Origin of the sequence: Amycolatopsis sp. w19 (assembly GCF_051373225.1) — a bacterium.
GTDB lineage: Bacteria > Actinomycetota > Actinomycetes > Mycobacteriales > Pseudonocardiaceae > Amycolatopsis > Amycolatopsis japonica.
Genome location: NZ_JBPQFM010000001.1, coordinates 464,077 through 484,442, shown reverse-complemented (window position 1 = coordinate 484,442; position 20,366 = coordinate 464,077). Strand labels below are relative to the sequence as shown.

Sequence of the window (20,366 nt, the reverse complement as noted above, 5' to 3'; positions counted from 1 at the left end):
AGAAAATGACGAAAATGAAGCGCCTGGCGGGAATCATCGCCGCCGCCGCGGGTGTCCTGACCCTGGTCACCGCTCCGGCCGCGACCGCGGCCCCGAAGCCCGCCGGCGACGGGTTCAACACGGTCACCGTGCACGGCATGAAGCTCATCCCGGTGAAGCGCACCTCGACCGGTGCGCGCACGCAGGCCGCGGGTGTCGCCGACGCGGACATGTACCTCATCCCGTCCGGGCTCAACCCGAACAAGTGCTGGGACGCCGACCTGAACAGCATCAACCGCAACGGCACCAAGATGCAGCTCTGGGACTGCAACCTGAACGCGGACCACCAGGCGTTCTACATCACCGACAACCCCGAGGGCTACTCCCGCTTCCAGAACGTGGCCAGCGGCCGCTACCTGGACGCGGACCTCAACAGCATCAACCGCAACGGCACCATCGTCCAGCTCTGGGACTTCATCGCCGGTGCCAAGAACCAGTGGTGGAGCGGCACCGTCAACCCCGAGGGTTACGTCCGCTTCCAGAGCCCGGCCAGCGGCCGCTACCTGACCGCGGAGGGCAACTCGTCCACCAACGGCACGCGGCTCCAGCTGTGGAGCTTCATCGCCGGCGGCCGCAGCCAGTGGTGGGGCGACACCCCCGCCTGATCTCGGCTGATCGCTCCGTGAAGGCCTCCTTCCCTGCTCTCAAGGTAGGGAAGGAGGCCTTCACGGCTTTCCGGCGTCCACGTCGCTCAAGTGATCCCTGATTCGCTGCCGAGGACCGGACCGCCGCTCCCGTAGCCGACCGGGGGCGAAGGCTCCTTTCGCCGCATCAGACTCGGTGAAGGGAGCCTTCAGCCCACACCACGCCGCCACTACGCTCCACTGTGTACAAACGTGGGGCGAGAACGCGAAGGGCCCCTTCCCAAAGCGGGAAGGGGCCCTTCGCGTACAGAGAGGCTCAGTCCTTCTTGGACTCACCTTCGGGCTTGTCGCCGTCGGCGTCGTCCTTCTTCGGCTCTTCGGGCTCGGCGGGCAGCAGCGCCTCCAGAGCCGCACCTGCGACCCGGCGGAACTTGCGGCCCCGCCGCTCCCGCTCCAGCACGGCGACCTCGAGCTTCACCGGGTCCGAATCGCCGTTCGCGGGTGTGGGAGTGGGAGTGTTGTCGCGCAACGCCTTCACCGCGACACCGAGCGCCACGCCCAGCTCCATGTCCGGCTCGAAGCTCTCCTTCAGCTTCGTGGTGAGCGTGTCGGCCTGACCGCCCATCACGACGAACTTCGGCTCGTCGAAGATCGAACCGTCGTAGGTCAACCGGTACAGCTGGTCCTCGGCGGCGGTCGCGCCGACCTCGGCGACACAGACCTCGACCTCGAACGGCTTCAGCTGCTCGGTGAAGATGCTGCCCAGCGTCGCGGCGTAGGCGTTCGCCAGCGCACGCGCGCTGACGTCCCGCCGGTCGTACTGGTAGCCCTTCAGATCCGCGTGCCGGATACCGGCGACACGGAGGTTCTCGAACTCGCTGTAGCGGCCGACGGCCGCGAAACCGATCCGGTCGTAGATCTCCGACACCTTGTGCAACGTCGCCGAGGGGTTCTCGGCCACGAACAGCACGCCACCGCGGTACTTGAGCACGACCACGCTCCGGCCACGCGCGATGCCCTTGCGCGCGATCTCGGAACGCTCCCGCATCAACTGCTCGGGAGAGGCGTACAACGGCATCGTCACTGTGGTGCTCCGCTCTTTCGGGCTCTCATCGGGAAGGGGACAGGGAGAAGGGCTAGCGCCCGCGCTCGGCTCGTCCGGCCACGACCGCCTCGGCCACCGCGGTCGTCTGCTCGACCGGCAACGCCACCGCACCCTGCTCCGCGGTGACCGTCACGATCGTCGGGAAGATCCGGCGCACCAGATCCGGTCCGCCGGTCGCGCTGTCGTCGTCCGCCGCGTCGTACAGGGCCTCCACCGCCGTCCGGATCGCGCCTTCGGCGTCCGCGTCGGGGTCGTACAGCTTCTTCAGCGAGCCCTTGGCGAACAGCGAACCCGAGCCGATGGCGTGGTAGCCGGCGTTCTCCTCGTAGCGCCCGCCCGTCGCGTCGTACGAGACGATGCGGCCCGCGTGCTTCGCGTCCTCGGCGTCGAGGTCGTATCCGACGAACAGCGGCAGCACGGCCAGCCCGGCCATCGCCATCTCGAGGTTGGACTTCACCAGCCCCGCGAGCTTGTTCGTCTTGCCGTCGAGCGAGAGCGAGACACCCTCGATCTTCTCGTAGTGCGCCAGTTCGACCGCGTACAGCCGCACCATCTCGATCGCCAGCCCGGCCGAGCCCGCGATGCCCACCGCCGAGTACTCGTCGGTGACGTGGACCTTCTCCATGTCGCGTGAGGCGATCAGGTTGCCCGACGTCGCCCGCCGGTCACCGGCGATCAGCACCCCGCCCGCGAACTTGACCGCGACGATCGTCGTGCCGTGCGGCGCGTCCAGCCCGCCCGCGCCCGTCGCGACCCGCCGCTCCGGGAGCAGCTCGGGCGCCTGCGCCCGAAGGAAGTCCGAGAACGACGAGGTCGCCGACGAGAAGTACGCGGCGGGCAGCGCCGACTTACCCGAGGTGTGTTCCATACGTGCTCAAAGTTCCAATCTGTGTGATCCGCCGGCTCCGCACAGGCGGCCCCGGCCCGGGGCCGCCGGAAAACGAGCTACTCGCCGCCCTTTTGCACGTACGCGCGCACGAAGTCCTCGGCGTTCTCCTCGAGCACGTCGTCGATCTCGTCGAGGATCGTGTCGACGTCCTCACCGAGCTTCTCGCGCCGCTCCTGGCCCGCCGGACCGCCGCCCTCGAACTCTTCGTCCGAGTCGCCTCCGCCGTGCTTTTCGATCTTTTCCTGAGCCATCTCGCCTCCCGGTGTGGCCGATGTTTCCTAGCCTACCCAGCGGTCCCGACATTCCGTGGGATCCGTGATCGCTTAACCCCGATGAAAGGAAATCCCGCTAGTCCGAACCGGTGAGCGCCTCCACCAGCTCCTCGGCGGTCGCGGAGTCGTCCAGCAACTTCCCCACGTGGGCCTTCGTGCCCCGCAACGGCTCCAACGTCGGGATCCGCACCAGCGATTCCCTGCCGACGTCGAAGATGACCGAATCCCACGACGCCGCGGCGATGGAGTTGGCGTACTTCTCCAGCGTGCGGCCCCGGAAATAGGCCCTGGTGTCCGAAGGCGGGGTCGTGACCGCCTCCAGCACCTCCTCCTCGGTCACCAGGCGCTTCATCGAGCCCCTGGTGACGAGCCTGTTGTACAGGCCCTTGTCCAACCGGACATCCGAGTACTGCAGGTCGACCAGCCGCAACCGCGGCGCGCCCCAGGCCAGCTGGTCCCGCGCGCGGTAGCCCTCGAGCAACCGCAGCTTCGCCGGCCAGTCCAGCCTGTCCGCGCATTCCTGGGGGTCCCGTGCCAGCGCGTCGAGGATCTCGCCCCAGACCCGCAGGACCTCCTTGGAGGCTTCGTCCGCGCCGGTGCGCTCCAGGTTCGCCGACGCGATCTCGTGGTAGGCGAACTGGAGGTCCAGCCCGGTGTACTTGCGCCCGTTGGCCAGCGACACCTTGGCCTTCAGCGTGGGGTCGTGGCTGATCTGGTGCACGGCCCGCACCGGCTCGTCCAGTTTCAGGTCGTCGAACCGGATACCCGCCTCGATCAGGTCCAGCACCAGCGCCGTCGTGCCGACCTTGAGATACGTCGAGTACTCGGCCAGGTTCGCGTCGCCGATGATGACGTGGAGACGGCGGTACTTGTCCGCGTCGGCGTGCGGCTCGTCGCGGGTGTTGATGATGCCGCGTTTGAGCGTCGTCTCCAGGCCGACCTCGACCTCGATGTAGTCGGACCGCTGCGAGAGCTGGAAGCCCGCTTCCTCGCTCTGCTGCCCGACGCCGACCCTGCCGGAACCCGTGATCACCTGACGGGAGACGAAGAACGGCGTCAGTCCCCCGATCACCGCGGTGAACGGGGTCGACCGCTGCATCAGGTAGTTCTCGTGCGTGCCGTAGCTCGCGCCCTTGCCGTCGACGTTGTTCTTGTACAGCTGAAGCGGGGGCTGCCCGGGGACGGTGGCCGCCTTGCGTGCCGCCTCCTCCATGACCCGTTCACCCGCCTTGTCCCAGATGACCGCGTCACGCGCGTTCGTCACCTCGGGCGCCGAGTACTCCGGGTGAGCGTGGTCGACGTACAACCGCGCCCCGTTGGTCAGGATCACGTTCGCCGCGCCGAGGTCCTCGACGTCCGGGTCGTGCCCTGGGCCGCTCGGGCCGGTCAGGTCGAACCCGCGGGCGTCGCGCAAGGGTGATTCCACCTCGTAGTCCCAGCGTGCCCGCCTCGCCCGCGGGACGTCCGCCGCGGCCGCGTAGGCGAGCACGACCTGGGTCGAGGTGAGTACCGGGTTCGCCGTCGCGTCGCCCGGCACCGCGATGCCGTACTCGACTTCGGTTCCCATGATCCGCCGCATACCCACCACCCTACGGGGTCGGAGGCGTGCGACGATGCCCCCCATGTCAGGCAGTGACGAACTCGTTGCGCTCTATGACCTCGACGGAACCGCGGTGGGAGCGGCCACGCGCTCCCGGGTCCGCGCCGAGGGACTCTGGCACGCGGCGGGCGTGGTGTTGGTCCGTTCGAGTGACGGAGAGCGTGTCTACGTGCATCTCCGTACGGCCACCAAGGACGTCTATCCCTCCACATGGGACTGCTGGGCAGGCGGCATCGTCGCCGCGGGCGAGACGCCGGAGGAATGCGCGCGCCGGGAACTGGCTGAAGAACTGGGTGTTCACGGAGTGGAACTGCGCCCGCTTTTCGTCCACGTCACCGACGACGACACGATCCGGGCCCACAACTTCGCCTTCGAAACGCGCTGGGACGGCCCTTTCGTCCATCAGCCGTCCGAAGTGGTCGAAGGCCGCTGGCTGACGCTGAGTGAGTTGCGTTCGTGGCTCGACGATCCGGAGAGCCGGTTCATCCCGGACGGTCGGCTGGGCGCTCTGGAATGGTTCCGGCGGGAAGACGCGCGCTAGGCCGAACGGAGGCGCTGCGCGACGATCGGCAACAACCGCTTCGCCGCGTCCGTCGCCCGCGCTTCGGTTCCGGCGGTCACGCTGAGGGCGGAGACGAGTTTCCCCTTGGCGAGCAACACCGTGCACGTCGTGTCCGCGCACCAGGCGCGCTGGACCTCGATGCCGGTCTGCTTCGTCAGGGTGAGTTTCCTGCCTTCGCAGTCCGCCTGGGTGACGACGTCCGACGCGTCTTGGTCGGCGTACTCGGTGACCTGGTGTTCCAGCGTCGAGCCGCTCGGGTACGACCACGACGCCGAACGGCTCGTGCCTCGCGTCATACCGGTCAGACAGCCGGACACCTTGCTCTCACCGGGAACGACCTCTTCCTCGGCGACGTCCTCGTCGGTCAGCAACGCGGCGGAGACGGCCGCGGGGACGGGAGCCTGGGTCGACGACGGCGGAACCGGATTGGCCTGCGGCTTGACCGAAGGCTGTGCGGGCTCGACCGTGGGCGTCGGTGTCGGGTCGTCGTAGTAGGTGTCGAGGTCGTTGGGACGGTCGGCGCATCCCGACAGGCCGAACAGCGCGACCGTCGCCACCGCGAGTACCTGCCGATGACGCACTCTCGAGTCCTCCCCGATGTCCCGCCTGACGTTTGCCGCGAGACTAGTCCAGCCCTTCACTGCCAGCCGAGGCAGGACCTGTGCCGCCAGTACGCGGACGGCTCCTCGGCGAGCGTGGCGAGTTCCGCGAGTTCGTCGGCGGTCGGCTTTACCTTCGCGGCAACGAGATTCTCCCGCAGCTGCGCCGTACTCGACGGGCCGATGACCGCGACCGGCCGCCAGTCCTGCGCGAGCACCGCCGCGATGGCCACCGCGTCCGGCCCTGTCCCGTGCTCCCGCGCGATCCGCGCGAGCGGCGACGGCGGCTCGACCACGAGCCGTCCGTTCGCGACGGTTTCCTTGACCAGCACCCGTTTCCCGGCGGCGTGCGCTTCCGCGAGCGCCGGGCCGACCGAGGGTTCGAGCAGGTTCCACGTCGACTGCACGGCGCTGAACACCGGCGTTCCGGCCACCTCCAGCTCGAACGCCCGCCGTACCGCGTCCGCCTGGGCGGGACCGGACGTGGAGAAGCCCACCGGGACACCGCCGGCGGCGAGTTCGGCGAGCGCGCCGATCAGCCGGTCGTCGGTGAACAGCGGACTGTCCACAGTGAGCGAGTGGACCTGGTAGAGCGAAACCGCCTTTCCCAGCAGGTCAACGGTTTCCGCCCACTGCCCGGCGAACCGCGCGGCGGTGTGCTCCTTGACCTCGTGCACCGGCGCGTCGAGCTTCCACTCCCCCACGTAGCGGTAGCCCCATTTGCTCGACACCGTCACGTCCGCGTGCCCGCGGTCGGCGAGCCAGCCGGCCAGGAACTCCTCCGAAGAACCATACGAACGGGCGACGTCGATCCAGCGGACGCCCGCGCCGTACGCGTCGTCCAGCACTGCGTAGGTCGCCGCGCGCATCGCCTCGAACCCACGTCCCGGCGGCAACGCCTCGGCCCGGCCGAGGTTGATGTAGGCGGGCCTGCCGAGTGCCGCCAGTCCGACGGCGATCCGGTCGCCGACGGGGATTTCCGTGTCCGTCACCGGGCTCCTTCGTTCTTGTGGCGGAGGATCGCGAGCCACTGGCCCGAATTCTGTGCCTGCCGGTGCAGCTTTTCGAGGCGGGCCGCCGGGGCCCGAACGTAACCCTTGCCGAACACCGGCGCGATCTGACGGAGGCTGGCGCCCTCCTCCCTCGCGGCGAGCAGCGCCCAGTCGGAGGCGTCGGCGCAAGCGGCGGAAGCGCGGCGCAACTCGCCCAGCAGCTCGATCAGCTCGGGCGCGCTCACCTCGCCCGAGCGGACGGCGGCGGCCGTCGTTTCCAGCCAGGCCAGGACATCGGCTTCGGTGATCGGCGCGCGCGGGCGCCCGGAGGATTCGCTCACGGCCCGGAAGTATAGGTCGTTATACGGCCGATTCGGCCGAGCGCCACGCGGGAGGCGTCGGACACATCGTCCGAAAACCGCTGGAGCGCAAGGGGGATGCCGGGATTCACTGAGCGCGGACTTGCGGAATCAGGAGAAGGACAATTGGGACGTTTCAGTATCGCGATCCGGTTCGCGGCGCTCGCGATCGTATGGGGTGCGAGTTTTCTGTTCATCAAGGTCGGTCTCACCGGCCTGTCACCCGCTCAAGTGGCACTCTCCCGCGTTTGCCTCGGCGCGGTGGCGCTGATAGCCATCGCCGCCTGGCGTCGTAAGCCACTCCCCCGCGATCCGGCGCTCTGGGGCCATCTCGCGGTCGTCTCCGTGCTGCTGTGCGTCATCCCGTTCCTGTTGTTCTCCTGGGCCGAGCAGTACATCTCGTCCGGGCTCGCCAGCATCTTCAACGCGACGACACCGCTGATCACCATGCTCATCGCCGCCGCGGCCCTGCCGTCGGAACGGTTCACGAAGGCCCGCACGACCGGTCTGGTCCTCGGATTCCTGGGAGTGCTCACCATCGTCGGGGTCTGGCAAGGGATCGACGTCTCCCACGAGCTGACCGCGCAGCTGGCCTGCTTGGGCGCGACGACCTGCTACGGGATCTCGTTCGTCTACGTGCGACGGTTCATCTCCTGGCGGAACCTCGACGCGCCGACCATCGCGCTCGGGCAGGTCTGTTGCGGCGCCGTCGTGATGCTGGCGCTGGCGCCGTTCATCGCGACGACGCCCGTGCGCCTCGACACGCCGATCGTGCTCAGCATGATCGCGCTCGGGGCGCTCGGCACCGGTCTGGCGTACGCCTGGAACGCGTCGATCATCGCCGCGTGGGGCGCGTCGAACGCTTCGGCAGTGACCTACCTCACACCGGTTGTGGGTGTCCTGCTCGGCGTTCTCGTACTCGACGAACCCCTGGCGTGGAACCAGCCCGTCGGCGCGCTGCTCGTCGTTCTGGGCATCCTGGCCGCGCACGGGCGGCTGAGCCCGCGCAAGAAGGTCGAAGAAGCCGTAGCCGTGTGACGCGAAGGGGCCCTTCACCGCAACGCGCGCGGTGAAGGGCCCCTTCGGTTCGAACTACAGGTACTGACCGGTGTTCGTGGCGGTGTCTATCGCCCGCCCCGAATCCTGGTTCTTGCCGGTGACGAGCGTGCGGATGTAGACGATCCGCTCGCCCTTCTTGCCGGAGATCCGGGCCCAGTCGTCCGGGTTGGTGGTGTTGGGCAGGTCCTCGTTCTCCGCGAACTCGTCGACGATCGCGTCCAGCAGATGCTGCACGCGCAGGCCGGGCTGCTTGGTCTCCAGCACCGACTTGATGGCCGACTTCTTCGCCCGGTCCACGATGTTCTGGATCATCGCGCCCGAGTTGAAGTCGCGGAAGTACAGGACTTCCTTGTCACCGTTGGCGTAGGTGACCTCGAGGAACCGGTTCTCGTCCGTCTCTTCGTACATCCGCTCGACGGTGTGCTGGATCATCGCGTCGAAGGTCGCCTTCACGTCCCCGCCGAACTCGGCGAGGTCGTCCGCGTGGATCGGGAGGCCGTCGGACAGGTACTTGGAGAAGATGTCCTTCGCGCCTTCGGCGTCCGGACGCTCGATCTTGATCTTGACGTCGAGCCGGCCCGGCCGCAGGATCGCCGGGTCGATCATGTCCTCGCGGTTGGAGGCGCCGATGACGATGACGTTCTCCAGGCCCTCGACACCGTCGATCTCCGAAAGCAGCTGCGGGACGATCGTGGTCTCCACGTCGGAGGACACGCCCGAACCGCGGGTGCGGAAGATCGAGTCCATCTCGTCGAAGAACACGATCACCGGGGTGCCTTCGGAGGCCTTTTCCCGAGCCCGCTGGAAGATCAGGCGGATATGCCGCTCGGTCTCCCCGACGAACTTGTTCAGCAGTTCCGGACCCTTGATGTTCAGGAAGTAGGACTTCCCGTCCGCCGAGTCGCCGCGGGCTTCCGCGACCTTCTTGGCGAGCGAGTTGGCCACCGCCTTGGCGATGAGGGTCTTTCCGCAGCCAGGAGGCCCGTAGAGCAGCACGCCCTTCGGCGGACGCAGCTGGTACTCCTGGTACAGATCCGCGTGCAGGAACGGAAGCTCGACGGCGTCGCGGATCTGCTCGATCTGCCGGGTGAGGCCACCGATGTCCTCGTAGCGGACGTCGGGCACCTCCTCCAGCACGAGATCCTCGACCTCCGCCTTCGGCACGCGCTCGTAGGCGTAACCGGCCTTCGAGTCCACCAGCAGGGAATCGCCCGGCTTGAGGGGCTGTTCGGCCAGCGGGTCGGAGAGCAGGACGACCCGCTCCTCGTCCGCGTGACCGACCACGAGCGCACGGGGGCTGCCGCCCTCGACGTCCGGGGCCAGCACCTCGCGCAGCGCGCAGACCTCGCCGATCCGCTCGAAGTCACCGCCTTCGACGACGGTGAGCGCCTCGTTGAGCCGCAACGCCTGTCCGCGCTGCAGCGACGAGACCTCGACCGCGGGTGAGACCGAAACCCGCATCTTGCGGCCCGCGGTGAACACGTCCACCGTGTTGTCCTCGTACGCGGTGACGAACACGCCGTAACCGCTCGGAGGCTGGGCCAGCCTGTCGACCTCCTCCCGCAACGCGAGCAACTGGCCACGCGCCTCGCGGAGCGTCTCGACCAGTTTCGTGTTGCGTTCCGTGAGTTGGCTCACGCGTTCCGACGCCTCGGCGAGTCGCTGCTCCAGCACTCGGTTCTGACGTGGGGAATCGGTGAGCTTCCGGCGCAGCAGGGCGACTTCCTCCTCGAGGAAGCGGATTTGACGTGCCTGCTCGTCGGACGTGGTTCCAGCTCCGGTCGTTTCTGAAGGGTCGGCCTCCTCGCGCCGACCTCCGGGAAGGTCATGATGCATCGGGCACCTCCTCGGAGTGCTTTTCATTCCACGGTACCGGCGATCACCGACAATAAAAGGCCTTTCCGCATCACAAGATCGGCGCGTCGCGTTCCGGACGACCCACCAGCACGTACCTTCGCGACGCGCAAGGGGCCATCCCGGTGCCGGGTCCGGCGCACTCATGGTCACAATCCGTCCACCTGCCCTGACCTGCGACGGAATACCCGGCTCCGTCCGGGTGCAAACGGGTTTCGGGTCTCAGTTCGGCCCTAATCGAGCGGCGATCCGGCTCGATGGCTAGCATCGGGCGACGTTCGCCGGGGAGGCGGACCCGCAGGTCATGTTGAGCATTTTCGCGGAACAGCTAGGGGGCACCAGCCATGACATACCCGCCGCAGCAGCCCGGCGGCTACGGACAGGATCCGTACGGCCAGCAGGGCGGGTACCCGCAGAGCGGCCCCCAGCCGCAACAGGGATACCCCGGCGCCGGCCAGTACGGACAGCAGGACCCGTACGGCCAGCAGCAAGGTGGTTACCCGCAGAGCGGTCCTCAGCCCCAGCAGGGATACCCCGGTGGCACGCAGCAGTTCGGCCAGCCGGATCCGTACGGGCAGCAGGGCGGCTTCAACGCGTACCCGCAGGAAGGCGGTTACGGCGGCGGAGAGCCACCCAAGAAAAAGAAGACCGGCCTGATCGTCGGCATCGCGATCGGCGCGGTCGTGCTGGTCGGTGGCGGTGTCACCGCGCTGGTCATCGCGCTGAACTCCGGCGACGACAACCCGGTCGCCGCGCCGCCCTCCAGCAGCGCCGCTCCGTCGGAGGCCCCGTCCTCGTCGCAGAAGCCGAGCTCGACGCGCACCAGGTCCAGCTCGCCGAGCACGTCGTCGACCAAGAGCTCCGGTCCGGCGCCGGGCGGCAAGGCCACGCCGCAGGAGGTCTTCGAAGGCGCCGCGACTTCCTATAGCGCGGGTGACAAGAAGACGTTCCTCGACCTGATCTGCCGTAGCGAGAACACCAAGGACGAGGGCAAGCCGCTCGACCCGATCAAGCTCGAGATCATCGAGCCCGCCAAGGAAAGCGGCGACCGGGCGACCGGGCGCTACCGCGCCACCCAGGGCACCAAGACCGCGGAAGGCACCATCACCGCGGCCAAGGAATCGGACCTGTGGTGCCTCAAGGACATCAAGGCCGACAAGAAGTGACCTACCCGTGACGGTGAGCCACAAGCTGACCGCCGTCGCGGTGGTTTGCGGCGCGGTCGTGGCCGGGGTCGTGGTGGGGCTGCTGCTGGTGGCCCCGTCCGGCTCCGACCCGGCCGCGTCGAGCAGTGTCACGCCCTCGCTGGGGCCGAGTTCGTCCCGTCCGGTGCCGGTGGATCCGGACGTGGCCGCGGTCGAAGTCGTCGGAAAGGCGATCGCCGCGGCCATCGTCAATCACGACGCGACGGCGTTCGGGAAGCTCACCTGCGTCCAGCAGTCCTCAGCCGATCTGGCCGAGCTCGGCCGGAAGTGGGCGGCCGCGGGGAAGGTCACCGCCACCGTCCCCGATCCGCCGTCGGTCAGCGGCGACTCCGCCTCGGTGACCGTTCACGTCGAGGGTGCGGGCGGCCAGAAGGACACGCCGTTCCCGCTGAAGAAGCACGACGGCAAGTGGTGCGTGAAGTGATCGCCCGCGATCCGTGAAGGACCCCTTCCTCGCGCCTAGTGTCCTGCGTCAGAAGTTCGTGCCTTAAGTCCGTATCGGTGTCCAGTCGTGATGCGTGTGGGCTGGGTCGTGAGTGATAAAGAGCGTTCTAACGCGTTTTATCACTCACGACCCCTTCGACAAATCGGGTATGTAGACATCAATCGGACATTCAGCCGGCGAAGAGCGTCCCTGCGGGCATTCACGGCACGTCCCCCTCATCGCATGCGACGAAGGGCGCTTTACCCCCGTCCCATGCGGTGAAAGGCCCCTTCAGCCACCCCGAGGCCAGAAGAACCCAAGACACGACTGGTGTCCTTTGTGGACATAATCCGGTCGAGCCTCCTGCCAACCGCCCCGTTCGAAGATCCGGTCCGAATCACCAAGAGTGGCACCGACCAGCGCTTATACGACTTTGCCGGTGCCCTGCGTCAGGTGCCGGGAAAGGGTCCTTCAGGCGAGCACGGCCACCAGTATCGATCAGCCCTTGCCGGAGCGCCGGTGGACCCGCGGCGACACGGTCCCGTCCGCCAGACGGCGCGCCGTCAGCAGGAACGCGGTGTGCGCCACCATCCGGTGGTCCGGCCGCACCGCGAGGCTCACGACGTGCCAGGGCCGCATGAGGGTCTCCCACGACTCCGGTTCGGTCCAGCACTGCTGATCCCGCAGGGCTTCCGTGATCCGCGAAAGCTGTGTGACCGTCGCCACATAGACCGTGAGCACGCCGCCGGGCACCAGATGCGCGGCGACCGTCTCCAGCTGATCCCAAGGCGCCAGCATGTCGAGGACGACGCGGTCGACCTCGCCGGTGTGCGTCGAAAGGTCCGCGACCGTCAGCGACCAGTTGTCCGGCTTGTGGCCGAAGAACTTTTCCACGTTCCGCTCGGCGTGTTCGGCGTGGTCGTCCCGGATCTCGTAGGACTGCACGGTGCCTTCCGAACCGACCGCACGCAGCAGCGAGCAGGTCAGCGCGCCGGAACCGGCGCCGGCCTCAAGCACCCGCGCCCCCGGGAAGATGTCGCCCCACATCACGATCTGCGCGGCGTCCTTCGGGTAGATCACCTGCGCGCCACGCGGCATCGACAACACGTAGTCGGGCAGCAGCGGACGCAGCGCCAGATAGTGGCTGCCGCCGGCCGAAGTGACGACCGAACCCTCCTGCGCACCGATCACGTCGTCGTGCGCCAGCGCGCCGCGGTGGGTGTGATACTGCTGTCCCTCGGCGAGCACCATGGTGTAGTGCCGCCCTTTGGAGTCGGTCAGCTGAACCCGGTCACCAACACGAAACGGCCCACGGACCGACACTGAACCTCCATACACGCAAACTGATCGACGACCGATCCTCGCAGGTGGCCGTACCGCGCTACGCCGGGGGTCGGCTCCGGGTCATCGCGGCGCGCAGGTCTTCCCGCCGGAGCACCCCCGCGGGCCTGCCTTCGTCGTCTACGACGAGGAATTGCCACGCGGCGGTTTCCCTGACCCGCTCGGCGATCTCCTCCCCCGACTCCGAGGAGAGCAGCACGGTGTCGGCGCGGATCGGCTCCGCGGCCATCTCCGCGGGCGCGTGCGGCGACGTCCCGGCCAGTTGCGCGGCGGCCGTCTCGTCGAGCAGCCCGGCGGCGACGCCGTCGGCGCGCACCAGGACCACCCCGCGGCCGGCCGAAGCGGCCAGCGCGTCCGAAACGGGGCTTTCCGCGGGAAGCTGGAGAACGGGCCGGATGAGTTCGCTCAGCCGGACGCCTTCCGGCCACCCTCGGCGTGTTTCGGCGGCGAGCTCGCTTCGCGCGCCGAGGACCACGAACCACGCCGTCACGACGCAGACACCGAGGCGGAGCCAACGGTCCTCGCTGCCCGCCGCCAAACCCCACAGCGCCCAGACGACCAGTCCCGCCGCGACGACACCGCCGCCGACGACCGCCGCGCGCGTGCCCTTCTCGCGGCGTCCCGTGACGGCCCAGACCCCGGCGCGGACCAGCCGTCCGCCGTCGAGCGGAAGTCCGGGAAGGAGGTTGAAGATCCCGACGGCGAAGTTCGCGACGGCGCATTCGGCGATGAGCAGCCAGGCGGCGCTTTCCGGCGGGACGGCGAACATCAGCAGCCCGCAGAATCCGCCGAGCAGCAACGAAACCACCGGTCCCGCGGCGGCGACGAGCCCTTCCTGCCGAGGCTGACGGGGAGTCCTGGCGACCTCGGAGAGGCCGCCGAGCAGGAACAACCGCAGGCGCCTGACCGGGATGCCGAGGCGCAGCGCGACCAGGCAGTGCCCGAGTTCGTGCGCGAGCACCGACAGTCCGAGAAGGACCGCGAACGCGGCGGCCAGCAGCCACGAGGTCAGCGTGGTGACTCCGGGCAGGATCCGGCCGACCAGCGGTGTGTAGAGCACCACGATGATCAGGGAGCCGATCCACCACGAAGGGGCCAGCAGCACGGGGATCCCGGAGACCCGGAACAGCAGGAGCCCACCCTCTGGTGCCACGCCTCGTCGAGGCGGGCCCTGCTCACCCGTCACCGCCATGTGTCGAAGCGTAGATGCCCAGGTGTGGGGTGCCGGTAACCCGCCCTTCCCGTCCGGGTGGTGTCGGTCATGCCGCTCCGGTGCGTTGCGGTCCCGGAACTGTCGGTGCCCGGCGATACGCTTCCCGTATGCCCGACACCGACACGGTCACCGCCGATCCGCCGCCCGGCGCCGAAGTCCCGCGCCGTCGGCCGGCCCTGTCCCCGTCGCGTGCCAGCGACTTCAAGCAGTGCCCGCTGCTCTACCGCTTCCGCGCGGTCGACAGACTGCCCGAGATCCCGACGAAGGCCCAGCTGCGCGGCACGCTGGTGCATTCCGTGCTGGAGCGCCTGTTCTCCCTTCCGCAGGCCGATCGCACCCCTCCGCAGGCCAAGGAGCTGCTCGCGCCGGCGTGGGAGGAGCTGTCCTCGGAACGTCCGGAGTGGATCGACCTGTTCGATCAGGAGGACCCCGACGCCGTCACCTCGTGGCTCTCCTCGGCCGAGCAGCTAGTCGACACCTACTTCGGCCTCGAGGATCCGCGTCGCCTGGAGCCGGAAGCGTGTGAGCTGCACGTCGAGATCGAACTGGGCTCCGGTGTGCTGCTCCGGGGCTACGTCGACCGGCTGGACGTGGCGCCGACCGGTGAGATCCGCGTGGTCGACTACAAGACCGGTGCCGCGCCCCGCGAGATCGGCGAGGCCAAGGCGATGTTCCAGATGAAGTTCTACGCCGTGGTCCTCTGGCGGCTTCGCGGTGTCGTGCCGCGCCAGCTGAAACTGATGTACCTCACCGACGGGCAGTCCCTGGCCTACACGCCCGACGAGGGCGAGCTGATCCGCTTCGAGCGCACGCTGGAGGCGATCTGGCAGGCGATCCTCAAAGCGGGCAAGACCGGCGACTTCCGGCCGAATCCGAGCAAACTCTGCGCGTGGTGCGATCACCAGGCCCTCTGCCCGCAGTACGGCGGCACTCCCCCGCCGTACCCGGGCTGGCCGGAACCGGATCCCGGCGAGGAGTCCGTATTGGACCGTGCGGACTAGGCCGTGTCCGATGAGTCCGTTCGATGGGCTTCGTGATCCACGTGGTTCCTGGCGGTGCGGGCGGATCGGCCTCGTACCGGGTCGTACTCGGCCGCATCCGCCTGTGCCGTCAGGGGGAGCCTGGGCGCGGAGACCGCGAACGGCCTCATCGGACACGGCCTAGGGTGCGTATGTGACAGAAGCTTTTTACGTGCCGTCGGGTGACGGCGTCTTCCTCCCGACCCCGCACACCGCCGGTCCGTGGACCCCGGATGCGCAGCACTTCGGCCCGCCTTCGGCGTTGCTGGTCCGCGCGCTCGAAGAGGTCGAGGCGCCGCACGCGAGCCAGCTGGCACGGGTGACGGTCGAGATCCTCGGGCCCGCGCCGTTGAAGGAGCTGTCGGTACGGGCCCGGGTGGAACGGCCGGGCCGGTCGGTCGAGTGGCTGACGGCCGAGCTCTCCCACGGCGAGCGGGTCGTCGCCCGCGCCTCGGCGTGGCGCATCGCGACGTCGGACACCACCGCGGTGGCCACGGCGGATGCTCCCGCGCTGCCGTCGCCGGACGGCCTGCCCGCGTCGAACTGGCCGGAGGGCTGGCACGGCGGATACCTGGAGGCCGTCGAGTGGCGCAGCGTCAAGGGCGCACTGGACGAACCCGGCCCCGCGACCGTCTGGGGAAGGCAGCGCGTCACGCTCGTGGACGGGGAGAAGCCGAGCCCGTTGCAGCGGTTGTTCGTGCTGGCGGATTCCGGCAACGGGATCTCGAACTTCCTGGACCCGCGGGAGTGGTGGTTCATCAACTCCGAGCTGACGGTGCACCTCCGCCGCCCGCCCCTCGGCGACTGGATCGGCGTCGACGCGGCCACCCTGGTCGGCCCGAACGGGATCGGCACGGCGACCACGACGCTGCACGACGCGTCGGGGCCGATCGCCTCCGGGGCGCAGGCCTTGCTGGTGCGGCCGCGACAGGCGGGCTGATAGACGCGCTTTCTCGGCGGGTTTCCAATAGCCTTCCCGGAACAACAGACACAGGGAGCGCTTCGGCATGCAGATCACCTCGGTGGTCAACCAGAAAGGCGGGGTCGGCAAGACCTCACTCAGCGTGGGCGCGGCGGCCGCACTGGCCGAACGCGGCCGCCGGGTGCTGCTGATCGACCTCGACCCACAGGGCCACGCGACCACTGAACTCCTCGGCCTGGACGAGGTGGCACCGGACATGCCCAGCCTCGCGAAAGCCCTGACCAAGGTGTGGAAGGGCCCGATCGAGGAACTCGTCGTCCGGCATCCGCGCAGCAACCTCGGGCGGGGCGGCGCGTTCGACGTCATCCCGACCTCGCCGGGGATGTTCGACCTGATCCGGCGGCTGGACCAGTTCCGGGTGCCCGGCTGGCAGCTGGCCAGGGTCATCCAGTTCGCCAACTACGACCACATCATCATCGACTGCCCACCCGCGCTCGACGTGCTGACCAACAACGCGCTCGCCGCTTCGCACGGGATCCTCGTGCCGGTGCAGCCGGACCGGACGAGCATCCGCGCGCTGCGCCTGCTTTCGGACCAGGTGCGTTACGTCGAACAGACCGTCGGCCGTCCGCCGATCGCCTACTACGGCCTCGTGCCAGGGCTGTACCGCCGCCCGATCTCGCACTACGCGGCCGCGGCGTTGCAGGAGCTGTACGCGTTCGGGATCCCGATGCTGTCGCACGTCCCGCTCGGCGTCGTGATGAACGAAGCCGCCGCGCACGGCGTGCCGGTGACGACGTACGCGCCGGAAACGCTGCAGGCGCTGTCGTTCCGGGAGATCGCGGAGACACTCGACGGCTACCTGCGCAACCATCCGGCCGCGGCGATCGTGCCCGCGGACGAGGAGTTCGTCTTCGAGGATTTCATCACCGAGGTCTCGGTGACTCGCAGCGCGAAGGACAACGGGGCGCGCAAGAAGCTCTACGACCTGATGCCCAAGAAGCCCAACCGACCCCGCTAGCCAACGCCATGAAAGGTCCTTTCCTTGCAAATTTTGCAAGGAAAGGACCTTTCATGGCGTCTGGAGCGGGGTCAGAGGCGGCAGGCCCGGATGTCCGAAGCGAGGACGGCCTTGGCGCCGGTCTCGGCGAGTTCGTCCATGATCCGGTTGACCTCCTTGCGCGGCACCATCGCCCGCACGGCCACCCAGTCTTCGTGCGCCAGCGGCGCGACGGTCGGCGATTCGAGTCCCGGCGTGATCGCGATGGCCGCGTCGAGCAGCGACCGCGGGCAGTCGTAGTCCAGCATCATGTAGTGCTGGGCGAAGACGACACCTTGCAGCCGTGCCTTCAGCTGATCCTTGGGCCGGGTGTGCTCGGTGCCGGCCCGCTGCAGCAGCACCGCCTCCGACACGCAGATCGGGTCGCCGAAGGCCACGAGGTTGTGCTGGCGCAACGAACGCCCCGACTCGACGACGTCCGCGATGGCGTCGGCCACGCCGAGCTGGATCGAGATCTCGACGGCGCCGTCGAGGCGGATGACCTCCGCCTCCACGCCGTGCTGCTTCAGGTTCTCGCGCACGAGCCGCGGGTACGACGTCGCGAGCCGCTTGCCCTGCAGGTCTTCGGCCCGCCACTCCCGGCCCGCCGGCGCGGCGTACCGGAAGGTGGAACCGCCGAAGCCGAGGCCGAGGATCTCCTCGACCGGGGCGCCTGAGTCGAGCGCGAGGTCGCGGCCGGTGATGCCGAGGTCCAGTTCGCCGGATCCGACGTAGATCGCGATGTCCTTGGGACGCAAGAAGAAGAACTCGACCTCGTTGACCGTGTCGAGGACGGTCAGGTCGCGGGCCTCATGTCGCTTGCGGTAGCCGGCCTCGCCGAGCATCTCCGTCGCGGCGGCGGCGAGGGCTCCCTTGTTCGGCACGGCGACACGCAGCATTGCTTCTCCTTGGTTCTCCGGACGCGAACGCGTCACAGGTACCGGTACACGTCCTCTGTCGACAGTCCTCGGCCGAGCATGAGCACCTGTACGCGGTACAGCAGCTGTGAAATCTCCTCGGAGAGCCTGTCGTCGGATTCGTGCTCGGCGGCGATCCACACCTCGCCCGCCTCTTCGAGCACCTTCTTGCCCTGCGCGTGCACTCCCGCGTCCAGCGCGGCGACGGTGCCGGAACCGTCAGGGCGCGTGCGGGCGCGCTCGGCAAGCTCGGCGAACAGCTCATCGAAGGTCTTCACGGTCTGGAGATCCTTCCATCCGCGCCCGCGTCGCGCTGCCCCGGGCCGGTGTGTTGCCGCTCGCGTCACACTTCAGAACAGCGCGGCGCCGCCCCGTTCGAAGTCGAGCAGGTGCCGTTTCCGTTCGACACCACCGCCGTAACCGGTGAGATCGCCGTTGGAACCGATCACGCGATGGCAGGGCACGATGATGCTGATGGGGTTCTTCCCGTTCGCGAGCCCGACCGCGCGCGACGCGGTGGGTCTGCCAAGACGGTCGGCGAGCTGACCATAGGAAACCGTCTCGCCATATGGGATGCCGAGCAGGCCTTCCCAGACCATCCGCTGGAATTCGGTGCCGCCGAAGCTCAGTGAAAGATCGAATTCCTTCCGCTGTCCGGCGAAGTACTCCTTCAGCTGCTTCTCGGTGTCGGCGAAGATCGGCGCGCCCGGGTCCGGATGGCCGAAGCTCTCCTCCGCCGGGCGGTGCCGCTGCTGGACCATGTAGACCCCGCAGAGGCTTTCGCCGTCCGCGACCAGGGTCAGCTTGTCGTACGGGCTGTCGATGACGGTGTGCGTGCGCATGGCGCTCCTCGGGCTCAGGCGGCGGGCAGCCGGTTGATCGGGTGATCTCCGGTCGCCCAAAGGTGCTGGACGGCGTAGGCGCGCCACGGGCGCCAGCGTTCGGCGTGCGCGGCGAACGCCGCCGGGCCGAGCCCGAACCCCTTCGCGGCGACTTTGACGCCGAGGTCGGTCGGCAGGAAGGCGTCGGGGTCGCCGAGTGAGCGCATCGCGATGCTCTCGACGGTCCACGGGCCGAAGCCTGGCAACGCGTGCAGCCGCTCGCGGGCGAACTGCCAGTCGCTTCCCGCGCCGAGGTCGAGCCCGCCGTCGTTCAGTTCGGCGACAAGGCCGAGCAGGGTCCGCTTGCGGCTCTGTGGCATGGCGAGGCTTTCCGGGTCGATTTCCGCCAGCGCGGCGGCGTCCGGGAAGACATGGGTGAGACCGCCGTCCGGATCGTCGACGGGCTCACCGTGCGCGAGCACCAGCCGGGCGGCATGGGTCCGCGCGGCCGCGGTGGACACCTGCTGACCGAGGACGGCGCGGACGGCGAACTCGTCACCGTCGACCGTCCTCGGCACCCGCCTACCGGGGGCCGCGGCCACGAGCGGGCTGAGCAGCGGGTCCGCGGCCAGGGCTTCGTCGACCGCGGCCGGGTCTGCGTCGAGATCGAGCAGACGGCGGCAACGGCTGATGGCGGTCGAGAGATCCCGCAGATCCGACAACGTGAGCCGGCAGCCGATGTAACCGTCTTCCGGCTTGAGCGCGACGACGGCCGCGCCGTGCGGGAGCCGCAACGTGCGGCGGTACGCGCCGTCGCGCCATTCCTCGACACCGGGGACACCGGTCGCGACGAGATGCCCGAAAAGATTGTCCGGGAACAGCGGCTTCCGGTACGGCAGGCGCAGGTTGAGCGTCCCGGGCGCGGTCGCCGGTGCGGTGCGGACACGGGCGCGCAGTTCCGTCGGGGACAGGGCGAAGACCTCACGGACGGTGTCGTTGAAGGTCCGGACGCTGCCGAACCCCGCCGCGAGGGCGACGTCGATCATCGACAGGCCGGTCGTCTCGATCAGCAGCCGCGCCGTCTGCGCCCGTTGCGCACGGGCGAGGCTGAGCGGACCCGCGCCGAGTTCGGCGCGCACGTGCCGCTCCACCTGCCGGACGCTGTAACCGAGCCGGGCGGCCAGTCCGCTCACGCCGTCGGTGTCGACGACGCCGTCGGCGATCAGCCGCATCGCCCTGGCCACCAGGTCCGCGCGCTCGTTCCACTGCGGTGACCCGGGGCTGGCGTCCGGGCGGCACCGTTTGCAGGCACGGAACCCGGCCTCCTGCGCGGCCGCCGCGCTCGGGTAGAACGTCATGTTCTCCGGCTTGGGCGGGACGACCGGGCAGCTCGCCCGGCAGTAGATCCGCGTCGTCAGGACGGCGGTGAAGAACCAGCCGTCGAACCGGGCGTCCTTCGCCTGGACCGCGCGGACGCAGCGTTCGAAATCCTCATGCACCAGGCCAGCATCACCGACCGCACCGGGTGCGGTCTAGCGGAAATGCGACATG

22 protein-coding genes are annotated in these 20,366 nt (G+C 68.8%); 8 read left to right on the top strand and 14 right to left on the bottom strand.

Annotated features, from left to right (window positions below; genetic code table 11):
• The first annotated feature begins 5 nt into the window (after nt 1–5).
• Nucleotides 6–644 carry an RICIN domain-containing protein gene (locus ACSMFO_RS02150; protein WP_436456637.1) on the top strand — a complete coding sequence of 213 codons (639 nt, stop codon included), beginning with the start codon at nt 6–8 and terminating at the stop codon, nt 642–644.
• Nucleotides 645–939: 295 nt separating this feature from the next.
• Here ACSMFO_RS02150 and prcA read toward each other — a convergent pair whose 3' ends face one another.
• The 4 genes from prcA to dop all read right to left on the bottom strand — a co-directional run bounded on the left by prcA (nt 940) and on the right by dop (nt 4,468).
• Nucleotides 940–1,707 carry a proteasome subunit alpha gene (gene prcA, locus ACSMFO_RS02145; RefSeq protein WP_436456636.1) on the bottom strand — a complete coding sequence of 256 codons (768 nt, stop codon included), beginning with the start codon at nt 1,705–1,707 and terminating at the stop codon, nt 940–942.
• A gap of 52 nt (nt 1,708–1,759) precedes the next feature.
• A complete protein-coding gene (gene prcB / locus ACSMFO_RS02140) occupies nt 1,760–2,596 on the bottom strand; it encodes a proteasome subunit beta (RefSeq protein WP_038513874.1) in 837 nt (278 codons plus the stop codon).
• 77 nt (nt 2,597–2,673) lie between these two features.
• Nucleotides 2,674–2,868, bottom strand: coding sequence for a ubiquitin-like protein Pup (locus ACSMFO_RS02135; RefSeq protein WP_005150863.1), 195 nt, complete (start codon nt 2,866–2,868; stop codon nt 2,674–2,676).
• A gap of 97 nt (nt 2,869–2,965) precedes the next feature.
• Nucleotides 2,966–4,468: a depupylase/deamidase Dop gene (gene dop / locus ACSMFO_RS02130; protein ID WP_038513877.1), complete on the bottom strand. Its 1,503-nt coding sequence runs from the start codon at nt 4,466–4,468 to the stop codon at nt 2,966–2,968.
• A gap of 43 nt (nt 4,469–4,511) precedes the next feature.
• On the opposite strand from dop, the gene ACSMFO_RS02125 reads away from it, so the two are divergent.
• Nucleotides 4,512–5,030 (top strand): NUDIX hydrolase, encoded by a 519-nt coding sequence (locus ACSMFO_RS02125; RefSeq protein WP_038513880.1) that lies wholly within the window; start codon nt 4,512–4,514, stop codon nt 5,028–5,030.
• Here ACSMFO_RS02125 and ACSMFO_RS02120 read toward each other — a convergent pair.
• From ACSMFO_RS02120 to ACSMFO_RS02110, 3 genes are read right to left on the bottom strand one after another with little or no spacing between them, the layout of a single operon-like run.
• Nucleotides 5,027–5,632 (bottom strand): hypothetical protein, encoded by a 606-nt coding sequence (locus ACSMFO_RS02120; protein ID WP_436456634.1) that lies wholly within the window; start codon nt 5,630–5,632, stop codon nt 5,027–5,029. The genes ACSMFO_RS02125 and ACSMFO_RS02120 overlap by 4 nt on opposite strands.
• A gap of 56 nt (nt 5,633–5,688) precedes the next feature.
• Nucleotides 5,689–6,642: an aldo/keto reductase gene (locus ACSMFO_RS02115; RefSeq protein ID WP_436456632.1), complete on the bottom strand. Its 954-nt coding sequence runs from the start codon at nt 6,640–6,642 to the stop codon at nt 5,689–5,691.
• The gene (locus ACSMFO_RS02110) at nt 6,639–6,983 is read right to left on the bottom strand and encodes a hypothetical protein (protein WP_038513887.1); all 345 of its coding nucleotides are present in this window, start codon (nt 6,981–6,983) and stop codon (nt 6,639–6,641) included. Before ACSMFO_RS02110 ends, ACSMFO_RS02115 begins: the two co-directional genes overlap by 4 nt.
• 144 nt (nt 6,984–7,127) lie before the next feature.
• Here ACSMFO_RS02110 and ACSMFO_RS02105 point away from each other — a divergent pair, with 144 nt between their 5' ends.
• Nucleotides 7,128–8,039: a DMT family transporter gene (locus ACSMFO_RS02105; protein ID WP_436456631.1), complete on the top strand. Its 912-nt coding sequence runs from the start codon at nt 7,128–7,130 to the stop codon at nt 8,037–8,039.
• 54 nt (nt 8,040–8,093) lie between these two features.
• Here the strand turns inward: ACSMFO_RS02105 and arc are convergent, their stop codons facing one another.
• On the bottom strand, nt 8,094–9,896 hold the full coding sequence (gene arc, locus ACSMFO_RS02100; RefSeq protein WP_037337492.1) for a proteasome ATPase: 1,803 nt from the start codon (nt 9,894–9,896) through the stop codon (nt 8,094–8,096).
• 362 nt (nt 9,897–10,258) lie between these two features.
• Here arc and ACSMFO_RS02095 point away from each other — a divergent pair, with 362 nt between their 5' ends.
• Both ACSMFO_RS02095 and ACSMFO_RS02090 read left to right on the top strand, forming a co-directional pair.
• A complete protein-coding gene (locus ACSMFO_RS02095) occupies nt 10,259–11,080 on the top strand; it encodes a hypothetical protein (protein WP_038513892.1) in 822 nt (273 codons plus the stop codon).
• 7 nt (nt 11,081–11,087) lie between these two features.
• A complete protein-coding gene (locus ACSMFO_RS02090) occupies nt 11,088–11,543 on the top strand; it encodes a hypothetical protein (RefSeq protein WP_436456630.1) in 456 nt (151 codons plus the stop codon).
• Between the two features lie 498 nt (nt 11,544–12,041).
• Here ACSMFO_RS02090 and ACSMFO_RS02085 read toward each other — a convergent pair whose 3' ends face one another.
• Both ACSMFO_RS02085 and ACSMFO_RS02080 read right to left on the bottom strand, forming a co-directional pair.
• Complete coding sequence (locus ACSMFO_RS02085) at nt 12,042–12,866, bottom strand: tRNA (adenine-N1)-methyltransferase (RefSeq protein ID WP_007035384.1); 825 nt, start codon at nt 12,864–12,866, stop codon at nt 12,042–12,044.
• Nucleotides 12,867–12,924: 58 nt separating this feature from the next.
• Nucleotides 12,925–14,076, bottom strand: a complete 1,152-nt coding sequence (locus tag ACSMFO_RS02080) for a M50 family metallopeptidase (RefSeq protein WP_051972523.1) — start codon at nt 14,074–14,076, stop codon at nt 12,925–12,927.
• Nucleotides 14,077–14,204: 128 nt separating this feature from the next.
• Here ACSMFO_RS02080 and ACSMFO_RS02075 point away from each other — a divergent pair, with 128 nt between their 5' ends.
• The 3 genes from ACSMFO_RS02075 (at nt 14,205) to ACSMFO_RS02065 (ending at nt 17,059) form a co-directional block, all read left to right on the top strand.
• Nucleotides 14,205–15,098: a RecB family exonuclease gene (locus tag ACSMFO_RS02075; protein ID WP_038513898.1), complete on the top strand. Its 894-nt coding sequence runs from the start codon at nt 14,205–14,207 to the stop codon at nt 15,096–15,098.
• Nucleotides 15,099–15,270: 172 nt separating this feature from the next.
• On the top strand, nt 15,271–16,056 hold the full coding sequence (locus tag ACSMFO_RS02070; RefSeq protein ID WP_436456629.1) for a thioesterase family protein: 786 nt from the start codon (nt 15,271–15,273) through the stop codon (nt 16,054–16,056).
• A 67-nt stretch (nt 16,057–16,123) separates the two neighbouring features.
• Nucleotides 16,124–17,059 carry a ParA family protein gene (locus ACSMFO_RS02065; RefSeq protein ID WP_037337476.1) on the top strand — a complete coding sequence of 312 codons (936 nt, stop codon included), beginning with the start codon at nt 16,124–16,126 and terminating at the stop codon, nt 17,057–17,059.
• 71 nt (nt 17,060–17,130) lie between these two features.
• Here ACSMFO_RS02065 and hisG read toward each other — a convergent pair whose 3' ends face one another.
• From hisG to ACSMFO_RS02045, 4 genes are all read right to left on the bottom strand, one after another.
• Nucleotides 17,131–17,976: an ATP phosphoribosyltransferase gene (gene hisG / locus ACSMFO_RS02060; protein ID WP_038513903.1), complete on the bottom strand. Its 846-nt coding sequence runs from the start codon at nt 17,974–17,976 to the stop codon at nt 17,131–17,133.
• Between the two features lie 32 nt (nt 17,977–18,008).
• Nucleotides 18,009–18,272 carry a phosphoribosyl-ATP diphosphatase gene (locus ACSMFO_RS02055; RefSeq protein WP_016334149.1) on the bottom strand — a complete coding sequence of 88 codons (264 nt, stop codon included), beginning with the start codon at nt 18,270–18,272 and terminating at the stop codon, nt 18,009–18,011.
• A 72-nt stretch (nt 18,273–18,344) separates the two neighbouring features.
• Complete coding sequence (locus tag ACSMFO_RS02050; protein WP_038513907.1) at nt 18,345–18,836, bottom strand: methylated-DNA--[protein]-cysteine S-methyltransferase; 492 nt, start codon at nt 18,834–18,836, stop codon at nt 18,345–18,347.
• A 14-nt stretch (nt 18,837–18,850) separates the two neighbouring features.
• The gene (locus ACSMFO_RS02045; RefSeq protein ID WP_436456626.1) at nt 18,851–20,314 is read right to left on the bottom strand and encodes an AlkA N-terminal domain-containing protein; all 1,464 of its coding nucleotides are present in this window, start codon (nt 20,312–20,314) and stop codon (nt 18,851–18,853) included.
• Between the last annotated feature and the right edge of the window lie 52 nt (nt 20,315–20,366).